This window comes from Streptococcus vestibularis ATCC 49124 (assembly GCF_000188295.1).
Taxonomy (GTDB): domain Bacteria; phylum Bacillota; class Bacilli; order Lactobacillales; family Streptococcaceae; genus Streptococcus; species Streptococcus vestibularis.
The window spans coordinates 1-22,552 of record NZ_GL831112.1; the positions used below are offsets into that span (position 1 = coordinate 1).

The 22,552-nt window shown below is 37.3% G+C and carries 15 protein-coding genes, 3 tRNA genes and 4 pseudogenes; 4 read left to right on the forward strand and 18 right to left on the reverse strand.

Translation table 11 applies throughout. The features are described 5' to 3' along the window. Window positions 1-84: 84 nt before the first annotated feature. The 16 genes and pseudogenes from HMPREF9425_RS00005 to HMPREF9425_RS00075 form a co-directional block, all read right to left on the reverse strand. A pseudogene (locus HMPREF9425_RS00005) lies at window positions 85-1,104 on the reverse strand (IS30 family transposase). A 140-nt stretch (window positions 1,105-1,244) separates the two neighbouring features. Beyond that, window positions 1,245-3,224, reverse strand: a complete 1,980-nt coding sequence (gene ftsH / locus HMPREF9425_RS00010) for an ATP-dependent zinc metalloprotease FtsH (RefSeq protein ID WP_003095700.1) — start codon at window positions 3,222-3,224, stop codon at window positions 1,245-1,247. A 19-nt stretch (window positions 3,225-3,243) separates the two neighbouring features. Next, window positions 3,244-3,786 (reverse strand): hypoxanthine phosphoribosyltransferase, encoded by a 543-nt coding sequence (gene hpt, locus HMPREF9425_RS00015; protein ID WP_003095247.1) that lies wholly within the window; start codon window positions 3,784-3,786, stop codon window positions 3,244-3,246. A gap of 81 nt (window positions 3,787-3,867) precedes the next feature. Beyond that, window positions 3,868-5,132, reverse strand: a pseudogene (tilS, locus tag HMPREF9425_RS00020) (tRNA lysidine(34) synthetase TilS). After that, complete coding sequence (locus HMPREF9425_RS00025) at window positions 5,132-6,424, reverse strand: serine hydrolase (RefSeq protein WP_003095714.1); 1,293 nt, start codon at window positions 6,422-6,424, stop codon at window positions 5,132-5,134. The pseudogene tilS and the gene HMPREF9425_RS00025 overlap by 1 nt, the downstream one beginning before the upstream one ends. Further along, window positions 6,421-6,553, reverse strand: a pseudogene (locus HMPREF9425_RS09130) (SP_0009 family protein). Before HMPREF9425_RS09130 ends, HMPREF9425_RS00025 begins: the two are co-directional and overlap by 4 nt. Next, entirely contained in the window at window positions 6,553-6,924 is a 372-nt protein-coding gene (locus tag HMPREF9425_RS00030; RefSeq protein WP_003095715.1) for an FtsB family cell division protein, read from the reverse strand. The pseudogene HMPREF9425_RS09130 and the gene HMPREF9425_RS00030 overlap by 1 nt, the downstream one beginning before the upstream one ends. Further along, on the reverse strand, window positions 6,908-7,183 hold the full coding sequence (locus HMPREF9425_RS00035) for an RNA-binding S4 domain-containing protein (protein WP_002883975.1): 276 nt from the start codon (window positions 7,181-7,183) through the stop codon (window positions 6,908-6,910). Before HMPREF9425_RS00035 ends, HMPREF9425_RS00030 begins: the two co-directional genes overlap by 17 nt. A 103-nt stretch (window positions 7,184-7,286) precedes the next feature. Continuing rightward, the gene (mfd, locus tag HMPREF9425_RS00040) at window positions 7,287-10,874 is read right to left on the reverse strand and encodes a transcription-repair coupling factor (RefSeq protein WP_003095717.1); all 3,588 of its coding nucleotides are present in this window, start codon (window positions 10,872-10,874) and stop codon (window positions 7,287-7,289) included. Beyond that, window positions 10,867-11,436 carry an aminoacyl-tRNA hydrolase gene (pth, locus tag HMPREF9425_RS00045; RefSeq protein WP_003095719.1) on the reverse strand — a complete coding sequence of 190 codons (570 nt, stop codon included), beginning with the start codon at window positions 11,434-11,436 and terminating at the stop codon, window positions 10,867-10,869. The genes mfd and pth overlap by 8 nt, the downstream gene beginning before the upstream one ends. A 72-nt stretch (window positions 11,437-11,508) precedes the next feature. Further along, window positions 11,509-12,624 (reverse strand): redox-regulated ATPase YchF, encoded by a 1,116-nt coding sequence (gene ychF / locus HMPREF9425_RS00050; RefSeq protein WP_003095721.1) that lies wholly within the window; start codon window positions 12,622-12,624, stop codon window positions 11,509-11,511. A 210-nt stretch (window positions 12,625-12,834) separates the two neighbouring features. Further along, window positions 12,835-13,026: a DUF951 domain-containing protein gene (locus tag HMPREF9425_RS00055; protein WP_002886272.1), complete on the reverse strand. Its 192-nt coding sequence runs from the start codon at window positions 13,024-13,026 to the stop codon at window positions 12,835-12,837. 51 nt (window positions 13,027-13,077) lie between these two features. Beyond that, window positions 13,078-14,214 (reverse strand): DNA polymerase III subunit beta, encoded by a 1,137-nt coding sequence (dnaN, locus tag HMPREF9425_RS00060; RefSeq protein WP_003095723.1) that lies wholly within the window; start codon window positions 14,212-14,214, stop codon window positions 13,078-13,080. A 154-nt stretch (window positions 14,215-14,368) separates the two neighbouring features. Further along, window positions 14,369-15,733 carry a chromosomal replication initiator protein DnaA gene (dnaA, locus tag HMPREF9425_RS00065; RefSeq protein WP_003095243.1) on the reverse strand — a complete coding sequence of 455 codons (1,365 nt, stop codon included), beginning with the start codon at window positions 15,731-15,733 and terminating at the stop codon, window positions 14,369-14,371. 240 nt (window positions 15,734-15,973) lie between these two features. Further along, complete coding sequence (locus HMPREF9425_RS00070; protein WP_003095245.1) at window positions 15,974-16,741, reverse strand: ParB/RepB/Spo0J family partition protein; 768 nt, start codon at window positions 16,739-16,741, stop codon at window positions 15,974-15,976. A 65-nt stretch (window positions 16,742-16,806) separates the two neighbouring features. Beyond that, window positions 16,807-18,042 carry a S1C family serine protease gene (locus HMPREF9425_RS00075; protein ID WP_003095726.1) on the reverse strand — a complete coding sequence of 412 codons (1,236 nt, stop codon included), beginning with the start codon at window positions 18,040-18,042 and terminating at the stop codon, window positions 16,807-16,809. A gap of 193 nt (window positions 18,043-18,235) precedes the next feature. On the opposite strand from HMPREF9425_RS00075, the gene rlmH reads away from it, so the two are divergent. Beyond that, window positions 18,236-18,715: a 23S rRNA (pseudouridine(1915)-N(3))-methyltransferase RlmH gene (gene rlmH, locus HMPREF9425_RS00080; RefSeq protein ID WP_037621613.1), complete on the forward strand. Its 480-nt coding sequence runs from the start codon at window positions 18,236-18,238 to the stop codon at window positions 18,713-18,715. 15 nt (window positions 18,716-18,730) lie between these two features. Next, a pseudogene (locus HMPREF9425_RS00085) lies at window positions 18,731-19,413 on the forward strand (YoaK family protein). A 25-nt stretch (window positions 19,414-19,438) separates the two neighbouring features. Here HMPREF9425_RS00085 and HMPREF9425_RS00090 read toward each other — a convergent pair. Continuing rightward, window positions 19,439-19,512: transfer RNA gene (locus tag HMPREF9425_RS00090), tRNA-Arg, on the reverse strand. A gap of 182 nt (window positions 19,513-19,694) precedes the next feature. Between HMPREF9425_RS00090 and HMPREF9425_RS00095 the strand changes: the two genes are divergently transcribed. Beyond that, window positions 19,695-19,766: transfer RNA gene (locus tag HMPREF9425_RS00095), tRNA-Glu, on the forward strand. 21 nt (window positions 19,767-19,787) lie between these two features. Further along, window positions 19,788-19,861: transfer RNA gene (locus HMPREF9425_RS00100), tRNA-Asn, on the forward strand. 96 nt (window positions 19,862-19,957) lie between these two features. Here HMPREF9425_RS00100 and HMPREF9425_RS00105 read toward each other — a convergent pair. After that, complete coding sequence (locus HMPREF9425_RS00105) at window positions 19,958-22,552, reverse strand: YfhO family protein (RefSeq protein ID WP_003095733.1); 2,595 nt, start codon at window positions 22,550-22,552, stop codon at window positions 19,958-19,960.

Here is a 22,552-nt window from a genome sequence, read left to right on the forward strand (position 1 = left end):
TTACCGCTATTTTTATTTTATTTTTTACCCCTAATTGTCAAGTCAAGTGCAACAAAGTTGTTACTCTGATTAAGTGAGTATCTTTCAAGCTGTTTGAGTTAGCTCAAACAGCTTTTTTGCAGACTGATAGCCATGAATTCGTCTAGGCCTTTCATTGATAGCCTTTGTATAGTCCTCTAAAAGATTCTGATTTAGTTCTTTTAACGAACACCCCTTCGGAATGAACTATCTTAGTAATCCATTGAAATTCTCATTTGTACCTCGTTCATAAGATGAATAGGCATGTGCAAAATAAACATCTAATCCCTCTATCTTACTCAATGATGAAAATTCGTTTCCATTATCTGCAGTTATGGACTTAATGGGATAAAGTTTCATACACTCTAAGACTGATTGATTGACATACTCTGCTTTCTTTTCCACGAGTTTCTTTGTGACAGCATAGCGTGTTTGTCGTTCTACCAAGGTCAGAATAGAAGGCTCTCCTATTGTCTTTCCACCCAGAACAGAATCAATTTCCCAATCTCCAAAACGGGAACGATTATTGATTTCTTCTGGCCTTTCTTCAATTGACTTTCCTAGATGTTTATTGGTAGAGGGGCGCTTGGTAATTTTCTTACGGATCCGCACTGCTCTTGGCAAAGCAATGACCTTAATCTCTAACAATTCTTGATGAATATAGTTATAGAGCGTCTTGGTTGAAGGAACAACTTCATCTACATGTTGGAGTCTATAGGTATGAACAAAGGTATCCACGCTATGCACCCTTGGTTTCTCTCTCATTGCTTCTGTAAATGCTCTCAGAAAGTCATCCGATACACAATCCAGTTTCAGATAATAGCTGGCTTCTCTAGCATGACGATAACGGTTATGAGCAACATCTGCATAATAGTGGTGGTAATAGACCTTCTGCCCATTTACTTTTTTCACTTGTGTTATGGAACTACGATTAATTTCACGAGTAATAGTAGAGCGATTTCTCCCTAGTCTACGAGTAATCTCAGCAGGTTTGAGTCCTACGCTTAAATAAGCTTCAATTTCCCCTCGCTCAGCTTCAGATAAGTGCTTGTATGATTGATTTGTGGTAGAATAATTAGTGGACATGTTCATCTTCCTTTATACTGTTTTTCGCAACTCTAGTATATCAGATGAACATGTCTTTTTTGTTGCACTTCATTTTACAACAGGGCTAGTTTATTTTTTAGAGACCTTTTTACTGAAAATAGAAAGAAGAGTAGAAAATTCTACTCTTCTTCATCTTTATTTTTGTTTTCCAATCTCTCTTTCACTTCATCAAAAGATAAAGCGTGGTTATCTTCTTCTGAATCTTCAAGAGAATCTACTGGCATCTTACCAGTCTCATAAATTGATTTGATTTGTGCAGCGTCAAGTGTTTCATACTTAAGCAAAGCTTCTGCAATAAGAGCATGTGTGTCTCGGTTTTCATTGATAATTTCGGCTGCTCTGTCGTGTGCCTCAACTAAAAGTGATCGAATTTCTTCGTCAATAAGTTGAGCTGTATGAGCTGAGTAAGACTTGTCTGGCGTAAATTGTCCTGGATTCATCGCATGATTACCTTCATATTGGACTGGTCCAAGTTTTTCGCTCATACCATATTCAGTAACCATTGCACGTGCCAACTGTGTCGCTTGCTCAAAGTCATTTGAAGCACCTGATGTTTGAACGTTGAAAATAATTTCTTCTGCAACACGTCCACCCATAAGACCTGCCAATTGTTCTTTTAGCTCATCTTTAGATGACAACATCTGATCCTCTTTTGGTAGAGAAATCATATAACCACCTGCGCGACCTCGTGGAACAATAGTAACCTTGTGAACATCACGAGCGCTAGAAAGTGTTAAACCAACAATTGTATGACCCGCTTCATGGTAAGCCACAACTTTACGTTCGTGTTCTGAAACTTGGCGGTCTTTCTTAGATGGTCCAGCAATAACACGATCCTCTGCTTCGTCAATATCACTAGCATCAATTCTAGTCTTACTACGTCGTGCAGCAACTAGAGCTGCTTCATTCAAGACATTCTCCAAGTCTGCTCCAACAAAACCTGGAGTTTGTTGAGCCACAACTTTAAGGTCAACATCTTCAGCCAATGGTTTATTCTTGGCATGGACTTTCAAGATAGCCTCTCGGCCTTTTACATCTGGGCGACCAACAAGAACTTTACGGTCAAAACGTCCTGGACGTAGGAGGGCTGGATCAAGAACATCACTACGGTTGGTTGCAGCAATGACAATGATATTCTCATTTCCATCAAAACCATCCATTTCAATCAATAGTTGGTTAAGGGTTTGTTCGCGTTCGTCGTTACCACCGCCCATTCCAGTACCACGACGACGCCCAACCGCATCGATTTCATCAATAAAAATAATAGCACGTTCTGCCTTTTTAGCATCTTCAAACAGACTACGGACACGACTAGCTCCAACACCGACAAACATTTCTACAAAATCAGAACCTGAGATGCTAAAGAATGGTACATCAGCTTCACCAGCCACTGCTTTAGCAAGGAGGGTTTTACCTGTTCCTGGAGGGCCTTCGAGGAGGACTCCTTTAGGAATACGTGCACCCAGAGCTTTATATTTACGTGGATTTTTGAGGAAATCTACTACTTCTACAAGTTCTTCTTTTTCTTCTTCTGCACCGGCTACATCTGTAAAGCGAACTTTAATATTTTCTTTTGACTGGGTTTTAGCACGATTACGGCCAAAGTTCATGGCACCGCGGTTACCACCTTGATTCATCATGAAAAGGAAGAAAATAGCAATCCCAATCAAAGGTAGGTAACTAAAAAGATATGAAATCCAAGCACCACTTGAACTTTCACGTATCATTTTAACATTAACATTAGCTGCTTCTGATGCTGACTGCAATTTCTGCATAGTTGTTTCATTCTGCAGCACAGTCGATGTAAAGCTACGTGTCTCTGATGATGCACTACCTAAAAATGGTAGACTAAGGTCAGTATCAATCTTTTCAGCCTTTTTGTAGCTACCTTTAATTTCAATGATACTACCGTCTGGCTGATAAGTGATAGATTTTACCTTACCATCTTCAATTTTCTTAACCAACTGTGTGTAAGACAATTGTTGACTTGAGCTTTGGCTTCCTCCTGCAAAGTATTGTACTCCGGTTACAACCGCAATAATAACTATGATGTAGAGAAAAGCGTTCCGTAAGAAGCCATTATTATTTTTATTATTCATAAATTAATTAGACCTTTACTTATTTTGTATAAATTTCTTCTTTTAAGACACCGACATAAGGAAGGTTACGGTATTTTTCATCATAGTCTAGTCCGAAACCAACGATAAATTCATTAGGAACATCGTAACATACGTAATCTGCCTCAATATCAACAACACGACCTTCTGGTTTATCAAAAAGAGTTGCGATTTTGACTGAATTGGCTTTACGGTACTTGAACATATCTCGAAGATAAAGGAGCGTACGACCTGTATCAATGATATCTTCAATAAAGATGATGTCTCGTCCTTCAACATTAGTATCAACATCTTTAAGAATCTTTACTTCACCACTGCTGACAGTTCCGCCACCATAACTTGAAACGACCATAAAGTCCATCTCAATATGGGTGTCGATATGTTTGATAAGTTCTGCCATAAATGGAACAGCACCTTTTAAAACACCGACTAAAAGGGGATTTTTTCCTGCATAATCCTTTGTCAGTTGTTGACCTAGCTCTTTAGTTTTAGTTACGATATCCTCTTGGGAAAAGAGGATTTTTTTAATGTCTTTCTCTAACATTTGGTTTCCCTTTCTCGAAGTCAATATTCTCTTATTATAACACTTTTACTTCAATCGTCGTTATTTAAACATGGCATTTGATTAGAAATTCTTATAAATCACCACAGTGCCATAAAGTATAGCATTTTCGGGCTTTTTTTTCAAATAGAGACGCCCGGAGACATAAAGAAAGATAATCTGACCATCTTGTTCTCCTATAATAGCTTTTTGTCGCTCCTTATATGGAATTTTATTGTCTATGAATAATCGTCTTATTTTTTTGTGGTGAGTACCCAAGTCAATCATATCACCTTCATGTCTATGACGAATCAGTATCGGGGCATCTGACCAAATATTAATAGTATTCACGTTAGAAACAATATATGGTTCAGAAAAAATTAATGTGTGTTCCTCAAACACAATAGATTTTCCAAATTCTAGGAGACTTGGAGGAGATAGGAGGATAGACTCTTCTTTGGTTATTAAAAAATCCGTCTGTGTTTTGACTAACACGTAACCATTTTTTAGTAGCATTTTTCCTGAAGTTTTTTTCTTAGGTAACTCATCAATTGATTGAACTGACCTTTTGGAAGCTGTAAATCAGGAAAGGATTCTAAATAACTCTGAATAAGAAGGTATTGGACAGCATCTGTCTGTTGTTGAAAAACAGACAAATCGGTTATAGTAATATCCTTCGTTAACTCCTCTAATGCTTTTCCCATAAGGGCAATCTCATCTGCTAGAAGACAAAGATGCTCCTTAAATTTAGGATTTTCCTGAGATAGAGTAGGGATATAGGTCAGTCTAATGCGATTTCGGAGATAGGCTAAAGAAGAATTACTCTTATCTTCAAAATGAAAGGTTATGGGAAGTTGCGCTTTCGGAATATGCAAAAAAGGACGAATAATCTGACCAGTGCCAAATGATCTTACATCACAAATCCCACTCAGATGTCTTAAACGACTTCCTCTCAAGAGTCTCATAAAAATCGTCTCGGCCTGATCATCAGCATGATGGGCCGTGACAAGAGCAGAGTAGTCAGCTTCTTTCATAATCTGCTTAAAAAAATCATAGCGAAAAGTACGGGCGGCATTTTCTGAAAACTTTCCTGAGAATGCGCTATAGTGAAAAGGGATCTTATGTTCCTTTGCCCAATGACGTAAATAATCTTCTTCGTACTCCGATTCTTGCCGTTGCTTATGGTTAACGTGAGCAATGCCCAGCTGAATATCCAAATCTTTTTGATGGTTATACAAAAAGTGCAGCAAACTCATCGAGTCTGCTCCACCTGATACTGCTACTAAAATTTTCTTGTGTTGGTTAAAATAACCTTTTGCTTGTATCATTTGCAACAATTTTTCTGTCATTATTTTAAAATTCCATAAACATCATCTGCAATTGAGGTGATTTTGTCATAGCCTTCTTTATCCGTAAAAATCGATAGAATAAAGGGAGAATCTGTATAGACAATAGCGACATCATGTTTAAAGTCGTAGGCATCCCCTATTTTATGCGCAACAGGGACATCAATATTTTTTGAAATACGTTCGCCATCATAGTCTGTACTTGAAAGATAATTAATAATATCCCCATTTTGCCTATAAACAGCCTCCATCAAAGTACCTGCTGCTTTGGCAGTCAACTCTTTTTTATCCATATTCCAAGAGGTTGCTGCAGCTTCATCTACTGATTTTTGGAAGGAATTATCATACTGATTGGCTACATAATAACCTAAGATATTTGTCGCTACATTATCTGAATTTTGAGCTACAGCCTTTAACAAGTTTTCCAAGCTATAATTCTTGTCATCAGGCATCTTACTAATCTTTCCTGAGCCATCTGGATCATAAGCACCTGGAAAACCATTCACAGCAGAGGTATATTGATACTCATCTGATAATGATAATTTCTTTTGAGACAGACGTTCCTGTGCATAATAGAGTACACCTAGCTTGGCTACACTAGCTGCATACATGCTTTTTTCGTCATTGATAGCTGCTATACGGTCTGTATCAAGCTGCTTAACATAAACTGAGATGCTCTCTTGATTGTTATACTTCTCGTTTAATACTTTTTGAACAGCCTCGATGCGATTATCAGTAGTTGACAAGTCAGAGGCATTGATCCAACCTTCTCCATCTGCAAAATAATAAGTCCCAGCATGCGTCTGGGCAGCTCGGCTAACCTTTATCGGTTTGAAACTAGCTAGTTTAGAGTCAGCTTTGTCAGTACCTGAAACGTAGGGTTCTTTGTAAACTGTTAAGCCATCTTTAGTCCATAAGGTCATGTCTACTGGTTTTTGATCATAGACACTATCATCAATAATTGATTTCTGACTAGCTGCTACATAATCACCATCTTGAAGTTGGAAAACAGGTTCACCTTTAGCATTCCAAGAAATAGCAGAAATTGATAGTTTGGTATCTGCTTGAATATTGGTCTTAAAATCTGTTAATTCCTTGTTCTTATAAGTTAAGATACTTGTTACTGTTCGTGGATTTTTAGGAATCTGTTTAAACTGACTCAGACTAACTGTAGTATTTTGAGCCAACTTTTGAACCTGTTTTGAGGTCAGAGTTAGCTCTTTCTCCATAGGAAGTAGGATTAAAGGGCTGGAAGAAACAAGCACAGCAGTTGCAGCTATTAAGAGCTTTTTCATGCTTGTTTCTTCACCTCCTCCTTCCTCTGTACATCCGTTTTAAGTTGCTGATTTTTTTCTGATAGTTCCTCTAACTTGGCTTCCGAATAGGTTAAAAAAAATTTCTACAGTTTTAAGTAAATCTTTCATTAGGGTAATAAGCTTGGTACAGGATAGATAGACTCTCCTTCACGTGAATAGTAATACTTAGCACGCGCATATTTCTCAGCGAAAGTATCATCCTTAAGTTTTTTAGCCAAATCCTTTCGTTCCTTTGTCTGATATGACAATTTATCATAGTCTTTCTGGAATGACAAGACTTCCTTCTCTTGCTGTTTAATATTCATATAAGTTTCAACTAGATTATACGTTGGCAAGATAAAGAGTAAAACAACCACAAAGAGAATCCACCCCATGAAGCGATTTCTTTGTTCATGTTCGGCACGCTCTAATCGTTGCTCTTGATTGGCATTATCAATGTAATCGTTCGTAAGCTGTACAATATTAGGCTTCTTGCTCATCTGCTTCAATCCTTGTTTCACTTATAATCTCGTACATTTTTGCCGCATCTTCTTTTTTCGTACTATCTTTCATTTCTAGAACACGGACTGTCAATAGTTTATTTCCAAAACGAACTTCCACTTGGTCACCAATTTTTAAATCTGTAGATGACTTAGCGAGTACACCATTTACTTTAATACGTCCTTTATCAGCTACTTCTTTAGCCACTGGACGACGTTTGATAATTCGTGATACTTTTAAATATTTGTCTAATCTCAATATTACTGTTTCCTTTTCGTTAGGATATCTCTTCTATGATAGCATTTTTTTTAGAAAATAGGTGACTAAAGCCTTTTCAAACACAAAAATAAGAGGAGCGACACTAGTCGACCCTCTCAGGAGATTTATGAAAAAGAAAAGTTTTAGGATGTTTTATAGTATATAGAGACTTACTTAAACTTTCCTTAAGCTTCTTTTTTTCTTTACGTTTTTTAATTTCCATAAATGTCTGACCAAAAATCTTTAATTCTTCAAGGATTTCATAGTCTTTCTTGTTACGAACATCAAAAATAATCTCTACTTTCCCCTGGTTATCACTGATTTTTGCTTTTAAATGCGTTTTAGAGATGGCTTCGAAATAGTCTTGAGTCAAGAAGAATTTAAGAGAGGATTTTTCGAAACGAACAGTGATAGTATCGTTCTTACGCTCAACTAATTCTGCAAAGGCAGCATCTAAACATGCCTTAACCAGACCAATCTCAATGAGATAGGCAACTTGGTCTGGATATTCTCCAAAACGGTCAATAATCTCATCCTGAAGGTCCTGATAGTCTTTCTGATTCTCGATTTCACGAATACGCTTATAAATTTCAATTTTTTGGCGCTCGTCAGAAATGTAGTCATAAGGGAGGTAAGCATCAATCTGAAGATTGAACTCTGCATTTCCTTTTCGACGAACCTGAGTTTTACCTTGACGCTTATTGATAGCCTCTTCCAATAGTTGCGAGTACATTTCAAATCCGACTGAGTCAATGAAACCGCTTTGAGAAGAACCGAGAATATTCCCTGCACCGCGAATCGATAAATCACGCATAGCAATTTTGAAACCTGATCCCAGTTCTGTAAACCCCTTAATAGCATCCAAACGCTTCTCTGATACTTCTGTCAACACTTTGTCAGGACGATACATGAGGTAGGCATAGGCAATTCGATTACTACGTCCCACGCGACCTCTTAGCTGATAAAGAGTAGACAAGCCCATATGATCTGCATTCTCAATGAAAAGTGTATTAACATTGGAGATATCAATTCCTGTTTCGATAATGGTCGTTGCTACCAAAACATCGTAATCGCCATTCAAGAAATCCAAGAGGGTATTCTCCAACATAACCTCACTCATCTGACCATGAACAAATCCGATACGTGCTTCAGGGACTATCTCATGCAGTTCAGAAACTTTTTGATCAATGGTTTCAACACGATTATAAATATAAAAAATCTGGCCACCTCGGTCCATCTCCCTTAATATCGCTTCTCGAATAAGACCAGGATTGGTTTCCATAACATAAGTTTGAACTGGATAACGGTTGGTAGGTGCTGTCTCAATAATCGACAAATCACGAATACCCAACATAGACATATGGAGTGTACGAGGAATAGGGGTCGCAGTTAGAGTAAGGACATCAACTTTAGCTTTCAACTCCTTAAGTTTCTCTTTATGCTTCACGCCAAAACGTTGTTCTTCATCAATTACTAGCAAGCCTAAATCAGAAAACTTAACATCTTTAGACAACAAGCGGTGGGTACCAATAATAATATCAATACGTCCTTTAGCTAGATTTTCAATAGTCTCATTTTGCTCTTTTTTACTTCTAAAACGACTGAGTTCATCTACTTCAACGGCATGATTTTCAAAACGCTCTTTAAAATTCAAATAATGCTGATGGGCAAGAACTGTTGTAGGCACTAGGATAGCAACTTGCTTCCCATCATTAACCGCCTTGAAAGCAGCACGCATGGCTACCTCTGTCTTACCAAAACCAACATCACCAACCAAGAGACGATCCATAGGCTTGTCTGACTCCATGTCTGCCTTAACTTCCTTAATGGAACGCAGTTGATCCACTGTCTCAGCATAAGAGAAATCATCATCAAAATCCCTTTGATTATCATCATCCGGTGAAAAAGCAAATCCTTTAAGTTGACTACGCTCTGCATAGAGTTTTAAGAGATCATCAGCAATATCCTCTACCTGCTTGCTTACTTTTTGTTTAGTTTTTTGGAAACGCCCATCATTGAGTTTATTAATTTTGGGCTCTTTCCCGTCCGCTGACACATACTTAGAGAGACTCTCAATCTGCTCAACAGGTAGAGAAATTGTTGCAGCATCCTGATATTGGATGGTCAAGTAGTCACGATGCACCCCTTTAATCTCAATAGTCTCAATACCTTTAAATTGCCCGATACCATGAGTCTGATGTACAACATAATCACCTTTTTCAAGCTCATTGTAATCTTTTAGACGCTCAGCATTGGAAACGTGACTGGCACGCGCACGACGTTTTACTTTTTTATGGAAAATCTCACGTTCAGTGACCAGAACAAGCTTTTCATCAGCAAAGTAAAAACCATTGGATAAGTTTCCTAGAACTAATTGAGGCTTATAAGAAATCAAATCTCCAAACCTACTAAGAGGTAAATCTAAATCATATTCTTCCAAGGTTTCCTTCAAAGATTTGAGTTGCTTTTCAGACCCCACTTGTAAAATAACCGTTGCCTTATTCTTAGTATAACGATGAATTTCGTCAACCAGTAGCGGAAATTGGTTGAAAAACTCCTGCATAGGGTATTGAGTGAATTGATACAACTTATCAAATTTAAGATTTCCTAATCCCTTATGAAAATTAGAAAAGAAGCTAGCTGGCTGATAGTTACGTAAAGTCTTAAATGAATCCACGAAGTAGTTTAGATAACTCAGAGACTTGCCCTGATGAAGATCCTCAGTTAAAAGATTAGCTACTTCTAATTCAAGACGTCCGTGGCGGTCCACTATCTTTTGAAAATCATCAACGAATACAGGAGTCCCCTTTGGAAGATAGTCAAACAAGGTATAAGCTTTGTCATAAAAGAGAGACAAAAACTTACGTAAATCTTTATGACGGTAACCATCAATCGTCACTGATAGAACTTCCTCAAGATAAGCCTTATGAGGACCCTCTGCTTTTGAAACTGCACTTTCTAGGGCCTTCTCAGCACGTTGGTAATCTTCTCTTGTTAAGATAATATCATCCGCCGGTGATATGGCAACATGATCTAAATTGTTTAAAGATTTCTGACTATCGCTATCAAACTGACGAATGCCATCAATCTCGTCTCCAAAAAATTCTAAACGGTAAGGGAGTTCTGCAGTCAGTTCATAAATATCTAAAATATCGCCTCTACGACTGAACTCACCAGGTGAGAGAACCTGCTCTACCCTTTGGTATCCAATATGAGTCAGATGCTTACTGAGAGCCTCTAAATCATGTTCCTCCCCTAGTGTTAAGTCAATACGGGAGTCTTTATAAATCTCAGGATTAGGCAAATGTAACTTAGTACCAACTAAACTCGTAACTAAGATTCCACTTGTCTCTTTATCTATTAAAAAATTAAGACTTTCGAGACGAGAATGGGTCTTTTCTGGAGAAGCGAAGATAAACTCTGCAGCTGATACATCATCCGCAAAAAAAGAATAAACCTTATCCTCTCCTAAGATAGCTGACAAATCTCCTACTAATTGCTCAGCTTCATTTTGTGTTGAGGTAACTATAAAAATCTTAGGAACCTGATTAGAAAGTGCAGAGGCCATAACAACTGCCTTACTAGAACCAGAAAACCCCATGACCAATTGCCTACTCAATAAACTTACCTTATCACGCCACTCAAGTAATTGATGATTCTTCTCAAAAAGATCTAATAGGGTATTAGCCATTATAACGCCTCATGGTATCTTCGAAATCATTTGTTTTAAGGTAATGATTGAGGGCCGCCTCTACCTTGTCTAAAGTCAGTAAAATTGTGGAATAATCGTCTTCACTAAATTTTCCAAGGACATGATTAACGACCGTCATTCCTTTCTGTGGGCGGCCAATACCAATTTTTATACGGTCAAATTCTTGAGTGCCAGTTTCAGCAATGATAGATTTAATACCATTATGACCACCCGCTGAACCTTTTTGACGAAAGCGCAATTTCCCAACTTCCATATCTAAGTCATCGTAAATGACGATAAAATCCTCCATGGGAATATTGTAATAAGCTAGTAATGCTCTAACAGCTAGACCTGATAGATTCATAAAGGTTGTTGGTTTCACAAAATAAACCTTCTCACCATTTAAAAAGGTCGAAGCCACTTCAGCCTTAAAGGTCCTTTCTTCAGAAAAGGTTAATCCTAGTTCCTTAGCCATTAGGTCAATAGCCATAAAACCAACATTGTGACGTGTCTCATGGTATTTTGAACCAGGATTTCCCAAGCCAACTACTAATTTTGTCATTATTTCTCCTCTTTGATAAACAGCAAAAGGACTGAAAAATACTTTTCAGCCTTGTGCACTATTTTTTATTTTCTAAACGTTGAAACGGAATTCCATGATGTCACCATCTTGGACAACATACTCTTTTCCTTCTTCTCGAAGGCGTCCAGCTTCTTTAACAGCTTTCTCAGAGCCATATTTAATCAAATCGTCATACGACATTGTTACAGCGCGGATAAATCCTTTCTCGAAGTCAGAGTGGATAATTCCAGCTGCTTGTGGAGCCTTGATCCCTCGTTTAAAGGTCCAAGCGCGGACCTCTTTTTCACCGGCAGTGAAATAAGTTCCAAGACCAAGCAAATGATATGCTGCGCGTGTTAGTTTATCGACTCCTGACTCTGTCAAACCAAGATCTTCCAAGAACATCTCCTTATCTTCATCATCCAACTCAGAGATTTCTTCCTCAACACGAGCCGAAATAACAACTACTTCTGCATTTTCAGTCGCTGCAAACTCACGAATTTGCTTCACATAATCAATATCATCAGGATTTGCGACCTGGTCTTCATCAACGTTAGCCACATAAAGCACTGGTTTTGTTGTCAAGAGGAAAAGTCCCTTAACAATCTTTTGTTCTTCCTCAGTAAAATCAATTGTACGGGCAGACTTACCATCTTCTAGAACGGGTTTAATCTTTTGAAGAATATTAAACTCTGCCACAGAATCTTTATCTTTTTGTGTACGAGCGATTTTTTCGACACGCGCATAACGTTTGTTAATTGATTCAAGGTCAGCCAAAATCAATTCTAGGTTGATTGTATTGATATCAGCCATCGGATCTACAAAGGCATCCTCACGCCCTTGTTCACGCATAACATTTTCATCATCGAAAGCACGAACGACATGAACAATAGCATCTACTTCACGAATGTTCGCCAAGAACTTATTTCCAAGACCTTCACCCTTTGATGCTCCTTTTACGATACCCGCAATATCTGTGAACTCAAAGGTAGTTGGAACTGTCTTTTTAGGTGTGATAAGTTCAGTCAATTTTGTCAAACGTTCATCTGGTACTTCAACCATACCAACATTTGGATCAATTGTTGCGAAAGGATAGTTTGCAGCTTCCGCACCTGCTTTTGTAATTGCATTGAAAAGAGTTGATTTACCAACATTCGGCAAACCAACAATACCTGCTGTTAAAGCCATTAATTTATTTCTCCATTAAAAAGTAATTTAGTTAATTATAACACAAAAATTGTTAAAAATAGGCAACTTTCCTTTGAGAATCAGAAAAAGGAAAGCAAGGAAAAATGCTATAAGGAGGACGATTAGGGGCCCTAGATACTTTTTATTTTGCCAGAGTGTTATAGCTTTCTAATATAATAATCTAGTAGTAAGTGACGTTCATAATAGCTGTTATAAAACCTTCTTAAGTTTCTTTTCGAAATCATGACGACTCATCATAACTACATGATCACAATTCGTACAACGAATCTTAATGTCAGCTCCAAGACGGGTCACTTCCCATTCGTTAGCTTTTTTTCCTGTTGCTTTGATGGTACAAGCATGTGGTTTTTTCATTTCAACTAAACTTCCAATTTGGTACATAAACTTCCTCCCTAGTAAAAAAGTTATCCACAGTGGATAACTTTTTCGATTTTAGTTTGTTCTTACAGGTGTAATCAATTGAATAAAATTCTCACTGTCATCTGCTGGCGTCAAAGTAAATGGACGCACTGGTGAAATGAAACGTACACGGACAGTCTCACTCTTAAGTGCTTTCAAAGCGTCTATCAAGTAAGTGGGATTAAAACTAATGACCAAATCACTTCCTGAAACGTCTTGCACATCAATATCTTCATTCACCTTTCCGACTTCAGGTGAATTAACATGAGCACTAACATTACCATTGATGATTTCGAGTTTCACCGTGCCACTTTGACTTGCATTTGAAATCAAATAGGAACGTTCCATAGCAGAACGAAGGCTAGCTGTCTCAAACACAACCTCTGTTTCAAATGAATCCGACAAGAGACGATTAGTATCTGGATAATTTCCTTCTAGTAGACGTGTGTAAAAAGAGATTGTCTCACTACGGAATAGAATTTGATTTGCAGAGAAGAAAATTTCCAAATTTTCAATACCATCACTAAAGACTGCTGATAACTCTTTAAGTGATCGGCTTGGGATTACTACATCAAAATTATCTGAAGAATGTTCCAAAACAAGTTGACGTTGACTCATACGATGAGAATCAGTGGCAACAGCTTTAAGATCTTTGTGATTTGAAAGAACAAAGTGAACTCCAGTTAAAATTGGACGACTTTCTTGCGTGCTTGCTGCAAATGACGTTTCAGCAATGATAGATTTTAACACTTTAGTGTCCATAACTAGTGGTGTCAAGCTGTCAACTTCTTGAATACGAGGATATTGTTCAACATCCTTTCCTTTTAGAGTAATCTCTGATTTACCACTCTTTAGCAATACTTGGTATTGTTCTATTTCTTCAAATGTAAGAGTAACATCAGGTAAGCTTGAGACAACGTTGATGAAAAAGTTCGCTTCTAAAAGGATACTACCTGGTCGTGTAATTAATAGACCTGCATTTTCTTCTGAAGCAGAGATACTATTCTCTATTGAGATTTGTCCATTTGAACCTGTTAAATAGATACTATCACTAGTAACTTCGATTTTTATAGTTGATAGAATGGGAATAGCATTTTTTGAAGAAATAGCACGTCGAGTTGTATGAAGGGCTTGTAGGAAATAAGCTTTATTAATCGCAAATTGAATCATGATGCTCCTTTATTTTATTAGTATTATGTTAGTAGCAGTAGTAGGTCTTGTGGATATTGTGCATAAGTATCTAAATCATAGTTTTATCAAGATTTTAGACTTGTGCACATCTTGTGGAAAAGTGTGTATAATTTTTAGTAGTTATCCACAGGTGTTATTTTATCTTGTTTTTGATGGTATCAATTTCAATGCGTAAACTGTCATCTTGAGCAAGCATATTTTTGATTTTATTGTAAGCATGTAGAACAGTTGAGTGATCTCTTCCTCCAAATTCTTTTCCAATTTTTGGGAGGGAGTTATCAGTCATTTCACGCGCAAGATACATAGCAACCTGACGAGCTAAGACAATATTTTGTGTTCGCTTAGTTGCCTTAATCTCTTTAACCGTGACATTATAAAATTTCCCAACCTCACTTTGGATGTCTTCAATCGGAATGAGCGTTAACTTAGGGCCATCTATTTTACGTGCACGAATAGCTTCGGCAGCTACTTCAACTGTGATCGTATCTAACTGGCGGACATTTGCAACTAAGCTAATATCTTTCAAAGCTCCCTCTAAGTCGCGGACATTTGAGTCGAATTGGCCAGCTAAATACTCAATTGTTTCAGGTGGAAAATGGTAATCATAGTCCATAATCTTATTGGTAAGAATAGCAACTCGGGTTTCAAAGTCAGGCGGTGTAATATTTACAGTCAAGCCCCATTTGAAGCGCGTGACAAGACGCTCTTCCATTTCATTCAATTGATCTGGATTTCGGTCGCTAGTCAAGACAATTTGTTTATTATTATCGTGAAGGACATTGAAAGTATTGAAAAATTCCTCTTGAGTGGCTTGCGTAGACTTTTTAGCCAACGATTGTATATCATCAATTAAAAGCACGTCTAGATGGCGGTATTTGAGCTTTAGTTCATCCATTTTATCTAAACGGATATGTAAAACAAACTCGTTAATAAAATTTTCGGCAGTTATGTATTTGATTCGTGCTTGGGGATTATCATGTAAGACCTTATTACCAATGGCATTGAGCAAGTGAGTTTTTCCGAGACCAGGTCCCCCATAAATGAATAAAGGGTTATAAGTCGCTCCTGGTGAATCAGCTACAGCTAGAGAGGCTGCTACAGACCAGCGGTTTTCATCTCCTTGAATAAAATTATCAAAGGTATACTTACTATTTAAGTCCGAGTTCAAAGTGGGAAGAGCAGGTGTTTGTTGTTCCCTTTTATTGCTGAAGTCATTGCTTGATAAAGTTGGTTTTATTTCGCTAACGAGAGCCTCGTCAAAGACATATTCAACTTTTATTTCACTATTGTAGACTTCAAATCCAGTCATCAAAATGAAAGATTGCATGTTCTTTTCCCAGAACAGTTTCTTGACTTCTTCAAGCAGAATTGTAGCAACGTTATCTTGAATTTTGATGAGCTTGGTATCTAGGACATAATAATCAAAAGTAGCTTGTGTTAGTTCCTCTTTGGCCAGCTCTAAGAGCTTATTCCAAAAAAAATGCTCTTTTTCGGTCATTCTATCAATTCTCCTTCTTTATTCTTGTCCTCTGATTCTATCATAAAACAAAAAAGTTTTCCACAGGTCATAAAGAGAAAAGTTTGTGAGGTTATCCACAACCACAAAAAAAATAATTCACACTGGGAATAAAAGTTATCCACAGTCTGTTGATAAAAAAAGAATCCCTCTAAAATAAAGGGAGGGATTCTTTTTCACGATGTGGATAAGTCTGATTCACCTTTTTCCACAATTAACAGCCTAGATAAGCTTGTTGATAATTCTGTTAAAATCTTCTTCCGTCGAAAAGTGTATTTGAATCGTTCCCGAGTGAGTTTTGTGATAACGTAGAGTTACGGGAAGACCTAGTGATTTTTCAAGTTCTTTTTCTTTATCTTTTATATGGATATCTTTTTTAGATTTTTGTTTTCTAGGAAGTTCTTGAAGTTTTTTTTCTAGAGTACGAACAGACCATCTTTCAGCCACAACCTGCTGAAAGATGGTTAACTGCTTTCGAGAATCCTCAATAGCTAAGAGTGCTCTAGCATGTCCCTGACTCAGACTTCCGTTTTCAATACTCGTTTGTATCTCTCGCGGAAGTTGTAGTAGTCTAAGAGTGTTACTAATATATGGTCTAGATTTCCCCATAGCTTTAGCGAGCTCCTCGTGACTGTAAGCTAACTCATCAATTAAATTACGATAGGCCTTTGCTTCTTCGATAGGATTGAGATTTGATCGTTGTAAATTTTCAATAATAGCTTGTTTACGACTCTCTTGATCTGTAACTTTCTTTACAACTGCAGGGATTTCTGTCATCCCTAAACGTTTACAGGCACGTAAACGTCTTTCTCCAGCAATTAGTTCATAACCAATAATGTCAGATTTTCGTACAATAATTGGTTGTATTAAACCATTTTCTGATATTGACTGACTTAGTTCTACTAACTCTTCATCGGAGAATTCTAGACGAGGTTGAAAAGGATTGGGGTAAATTTCACTAATAGGTAAAGTTTTGAGTTGTTCTGACATGGTGTTCCTTTCCCAAAAAAGACCTTTACATTATTGTAAAGGTCTTTTGACAGATTTGTCAATGATTAATCAGATAAGTCTTCTGTAGATTTTGTTAATTTAAGATCTTCAGTTTTCTTATCTTTACCACGATAGAAGGTTACCTTGATAGTATCTCCGATACTATGGCTGTAAAGATTGGTTTGAATATCAGTTTTTGAGCTGATTTCCTTACCATCAATCTCAGTGATAACATCATTTTCTTGAAGTTTACCGTCAGCTGGCATACCTTTCTGAACACTACCGACAACAACTCCAGATTTCACCTTATCTGGTAAATCTAATTTAGAAGTTGTACTGCTAGAAAGGCTATTAAGATCGGCCATTGAGATTCCTAGGGCTGGTCGTGTAACTTTACCGTCTTTTTCCAATTGATTGATGATTTCGACAACATCGTTTGATGGAATGGCAAATCCCATACCTTCAACGGCGCTACCAGCGACTGCTGACGTTGATGAAATTTTACTTGAGTTAATACCGATAACTTGTCCTTCGATATTGACTAAGGCACCACCTGAGTTACCAGGGTTAATGGCAGCATCTGTTTGGATAGCATTTGTTGAAACAGTTTCACCATTGTCGTTTTGCATAGTTACAGTACGGCTAAGGCTAGAAACGATTCCCTCTGTTACTGAGTTGGCGTATTCGGTACCAAGTGGGCTACCGATAGCAATTGCCTTCTCACCTACTGTTAGAGAGTTTGAGTCTGCAAATTCCGCTACGGTTTTAATTTTATCTGAAGAAACTTTGACAACTGCTAGGTCAGAGTAAGTATCTTTACCAACGAGTTCACCAGTAATTTTTGATCCATCTGAAAGCATGATTTCGAGTTTTTTAGCGCCATCGACAACGTGGTTGTTGGTTACGATATAAGCCTCTTTACCATCTTTTTTATAGATGACCCCAGAACCTTCACCAGCGACTTGCAACCCATCAGAATCTTTTGATTTGTCTTGGCTAGAGTCAGAATTATCATCTCCACCAAAGATACGGCCATAGAGGTCATTTAGAGAATCTGAAGATGAACCTTCTTGATAATTGATGACAGAAACAACAGCATTTTGTACTTTCTTAACAGCCTTAGTTGTATCTGTTGTATTGCTGTAGACGGTCTTAGCCGTTTTGACTCCTGTATCTGTTGTATTGGTAAAAGATACCCCAGCTGCTGTTAGTAGGATAAAGGCACCAAGTAAACCACCTAGTAAGCCAATAACTAGCATTGCAATTGGCGTTACTATTTTTTTCCAGTTAAATTTTTTCACGTTTAGTCCTCCTTTTTGATAAACATATCAAAGTAAGCTTAATTATATCATAAAGTGATTTTTTTGAAAGTTTTCCACAATCTGTGGAAAAGTAGATGATAGGCTATTCTAGATGGAATAAATAGGGGATATGAAATATGAAAAGGTGTGGATAAGGTGTTAAAAGATTGTGGATATGTGCTATAATGAAGCTATGAAAGTTAAATTGATTACCGTTGGAAAATTGAAAGAAAAATATTTGAAAGATGGCATTGCAGAGTATATCAAACGGCTAGGACGCTTCACAAAATTTGAGTCTATAGAGTTGATTGATGAGAAGACGCCTGATAATGCAAGCGAAGCTGAAAATAAAGCTATCTTAGACAAAGAAGGACAGCGTATTTTGGCTAAGGTAGGTGACCGTGATTATGTCATTGCCTTAGCAATTGAGGGAAAGCAATTTCCCTCAGAACAGTTTGCCAAAGAGTTAGAGCAAGCGACCCTTAGAGGCTATTCAGATATTACTTTTATTATAGGGGGGAGTCTGGGGCTATCCCCTAAAGTGAAAAAGAGGGCTAATCAATTGATGAGTTTTGGTCTCTTGACTTTTCCTCATCAGCTTATGCGCCTTGTATTAGTGGAACAAATTTATCGCGCATTCATGATTCGGCAAGGAAGTCCTTATCATAAGTAGAAAAAGGAAATCAACATGTTCAAAATGAAAAAACGCTCCTATCGTGTTTTTGAAGGTTTACGAGTAGCAACTCTAGTTAGTTATATAGGAGGCTTTATTGATGCCTACACATACAATACTCAAGACGGACGATTTGCAAGTATCCAGACAGGTAATCTCCTTTATTTGGTTATTCACCTTGTTGAGGGACATATTGCAAGAGCTTTTAGCTATGTAATACCTATTTTTTCTTTGTTTTAGGTCAGTTTTTTGTTTTTTTTGTTAAGAAGTGGCTTATTAACCATAAATGGGGATGGCATTTGCAAGCGATTAGACTTGCCTTTCTCTTGATGACTATTCTCGCCATTATTACACCTTACGTTGATTCTACTATTACGATTGCAGGCTTGGCCTTCTTTGCCTCTCTTCAGGTAGGGATTTTTAAGCGGGTCAGAGGAGTAAATTATGCCTCCTTCATGATGACTGGTAATATCACTAATACTTCCCTAACAGTTGCAAGAGCTATTGGTGAGAGTGATCCTAAAGTACTAAAACAAGCTTCTTACACTACTATTATCATCTTTACCTTTATGGTGGGAGTCGCAGCATCAACTTGGTTTGCCCAATATTTATATGAATACAGTCTATATACAACTTTGCTCCCCTTGTTTATTTTAAATTATTTTCTATTTATCGAAGCAAAAGAAAAACGCAACTAGAAATTCTAGATTGCGTTTTTTCATCTGATCCCAGCAGGATTCGAACCTGCGACCGTTCGCTTAGAAGGCGAATGCTCTATCCAGCTGAGCTATGGGACCAATAACTTTAGTTTACAAAATATATAGCAACATGTCAATACTTTGTAAAAGCTAGATAAAAACTAACGTAAAATTCGAATAAATTCAGCAAAATTTAATTTTTTTTTGAAAAAAAGTATAGACAAAATCGAATACTCTGATATAATAATAAGAGTGTCAGCGAGATAAAAATCTCAAAACTTGGTCCGTTGGTCAAGGGGTTAAGACACCGCCTTTTCACGGCGGTAACACGGGTTCGAATCCCGTACGGACTATTTTGCTACTTAGCAGTTTTATCCGCCATAGCTCAGTTGGTAGTAGCGCATGACTGTTAATCATGATGTCGTAGGTTCGAGTCCTACTGGCGGAGTGATAAGACACCTCGAGTTGTATAGCTTGAGTTTTTTTGTACCCAAAGATAAATAGGTCTGGAACAATTGTCCCAGACCTATTTAATTTAAGATAATCAGCTGTTTCGAATAATAGTTATTTTTCTGATGAAATAAGCGTAGCAACAAAATATGATACTTGCCAATAGACTAATCAATAAACCTGTCTTAAGACCATAGGGAATGAAGGTTAGAACAACTTTACCTTTCCCACTAGGGACATCAACTTTCATGAACCCCTTTTGGGCGCGTTGAATCTTAACTTTTTTATAATTTATGGTCGCTGTCCACCCCTTATCGTATGGAATGGTAAAGAATAGTGAGGCATTCGTTTTACTACTATAATCAACGAACACTTTATTATTTGACGTCGTAACTTTACTATCACGGTCATTAATAGTATCCATAGCTATCTGATAGTTTTTAGTATCAAGGGCATAAAAACTAGGATTATCAAAGGATATTGCTTTATTGCCAGGAAAACTAAGTTTGATGGTAACCATTGATTCTGTTTCAAAGTAGCCAAGATCGAAGAAATCAAAGGTATTGTCAGTAACTTGATTTCTTGTCACACCATTTACAGTAATTGACAGAGAGTGGTTATTGTCATCGGACCAAGAAATATTAGGAACACTAACATAGAGTTGACTATGTGGTGGAGCGATGACTCGATAGGTTATTGTAACAAAATCTTTATTCGAGTTGCTAACGTTTTTAGCTACGCGCTGATTCAAAGACTTAGCATCTTGATCAAAGAGTTGAGATGGAACTCGTTTAAAATAGTTTAAGTTGAGTCCAGATAGGGCATTTAGCAAGCTAGTTTGATTGTCAAGTGTATTGACAGTGAGGTCAATATTGTTGTAAATGCCATCAGTTAAGATAGCAAGCTGGCTTGCATTATTATTTTGATAAAGCCCCATTGTTTTCTCAGAAGTTACGTGATTAAAACCATACTTATTAATGTCAAAGTTCGATAAATTATATTTTATTCCGAAGAGACTATCAGCGATAATGGTGTTATTTTGGTAACGTAGGTTTAAATTAGTCCCTTCAGATTTGAAGCCTAACCTATCGAGTGTTGAGCTTGAAGCAGTATTTCGAATGGATGAAAATTGAGAAATACCATAATAATTGAATTTCATACTGTCGTTACCAGTTTGAGCTTCTAACCTTTCAGTACGGTAAAAAGTCTTATTCGCTTGCTTAGTATCTGAAACTAGTTTTGTAATGGAAGACATATTTCGTAGGTAGCCTTCACGAGTTGGGAATACCCACTCATTTCCCAGAGCTCCAACAACATAGTAAGTACTTAATGCAAGCTCAAAAATGCAGAATAAGAAGGTGAAACAGCGAAAAACACTACCAGGAATTTGCTGTCTAAAATAGCTAATAAATAGAATGGCATAGGCTAGAAGAAATGCTAGGCTTAATAGCCAGGAGACTGATTCAATAAAGCTATAGTGAGATTGGAAAATCCAAGTTAGTAAGTAAGCGGTACTCAATACTAAGAAAGATAGGAGGAGTCTTTTAAAAGAAAAGTTTTTTATTCGGTTGAGTGTTTCTCCTGCCAAAAGAACAATTAGGAGAGATAGTAGCCAAGAATAGCGATGGAGAAACATGTTGGGGGCATGCATTCCTTGCCAAAACAAATCAAGAGGCTGTAAGTAGAAGCTAGCGATAAAGAAAGCTACTAATAGGAGATAACCTAGACGTAATGATAGCTTGACTTCCCTACTAATAAAGAAAAGTAGAAAAAGAATCAAAGGTAAGATTCCCACATAGATCATAGGGATTGATCCAAATTTAGTAGTATCGTAAACTCCAACGAGATTTTTCGCAAAGAAGTCAAAATAATAGGTGGACTCTGTCAACAAACTTGACGCACCTGTAAACTTTTCACCATGTGTGGTCAAGTCAAGTAGCGTTGGTAGCAACATGGCAGCACTACTTAAACCAGCAAGTATAGAAATAATTCCAAAGTCTATGAAATGAAGAATCTTACTCTTCCATCCCTTGATAGTTATCAATTGTACTATGGTGTAAAGGGTTAGGAAAATAGCCATCATATATCCAAAATAGTAGTTTTGGATAAAAAGGCAGGTTAGACTAAAAAAGTATAAGCCCCGTCTATTGAATCTTAGTAAGAGGTGTAAACCTAATATGATTAGAGGGGCTAGAATAAAGGCATCTAGCCAGGTATTAATTTCTAACTGACTAGTAGCAAAACTCATCAAAGAAAATCCTGTAGAAAGACATAGGATGAAACTTCTTGACACTTTTGTAAAGAGACGCTTAAAGCTAAAAGCTCCTGAGAGCCCAATAAGACCGAACTTAAGCAGTGTTATATAATAAAAAGCATCGGCCATTTGGTTGACAGTAAAGAAATAGTAAAGTGGAGACAAGAAGGAACCTAAGTAATAGCTTGTTAGAGCATAGAAATTAAGACCTAGACCACTTGTAAAGGTGTAAAAGAGGCTTCCATCTCCATGAAGTATATTCCTAAGTCCAGTTGCAAAAATCACATACTGATGAAAACCATCACTTGTTAAAATAGTCCGCTCACTACCAGGATAGATTTTTTGGCTATACAGCACCCCTATCATGATTAGTACTGGCAAGAAAAAAGCAGCCAGATAAAATAATAAAGTCGTATGGTATTTTTTATTTGTCAT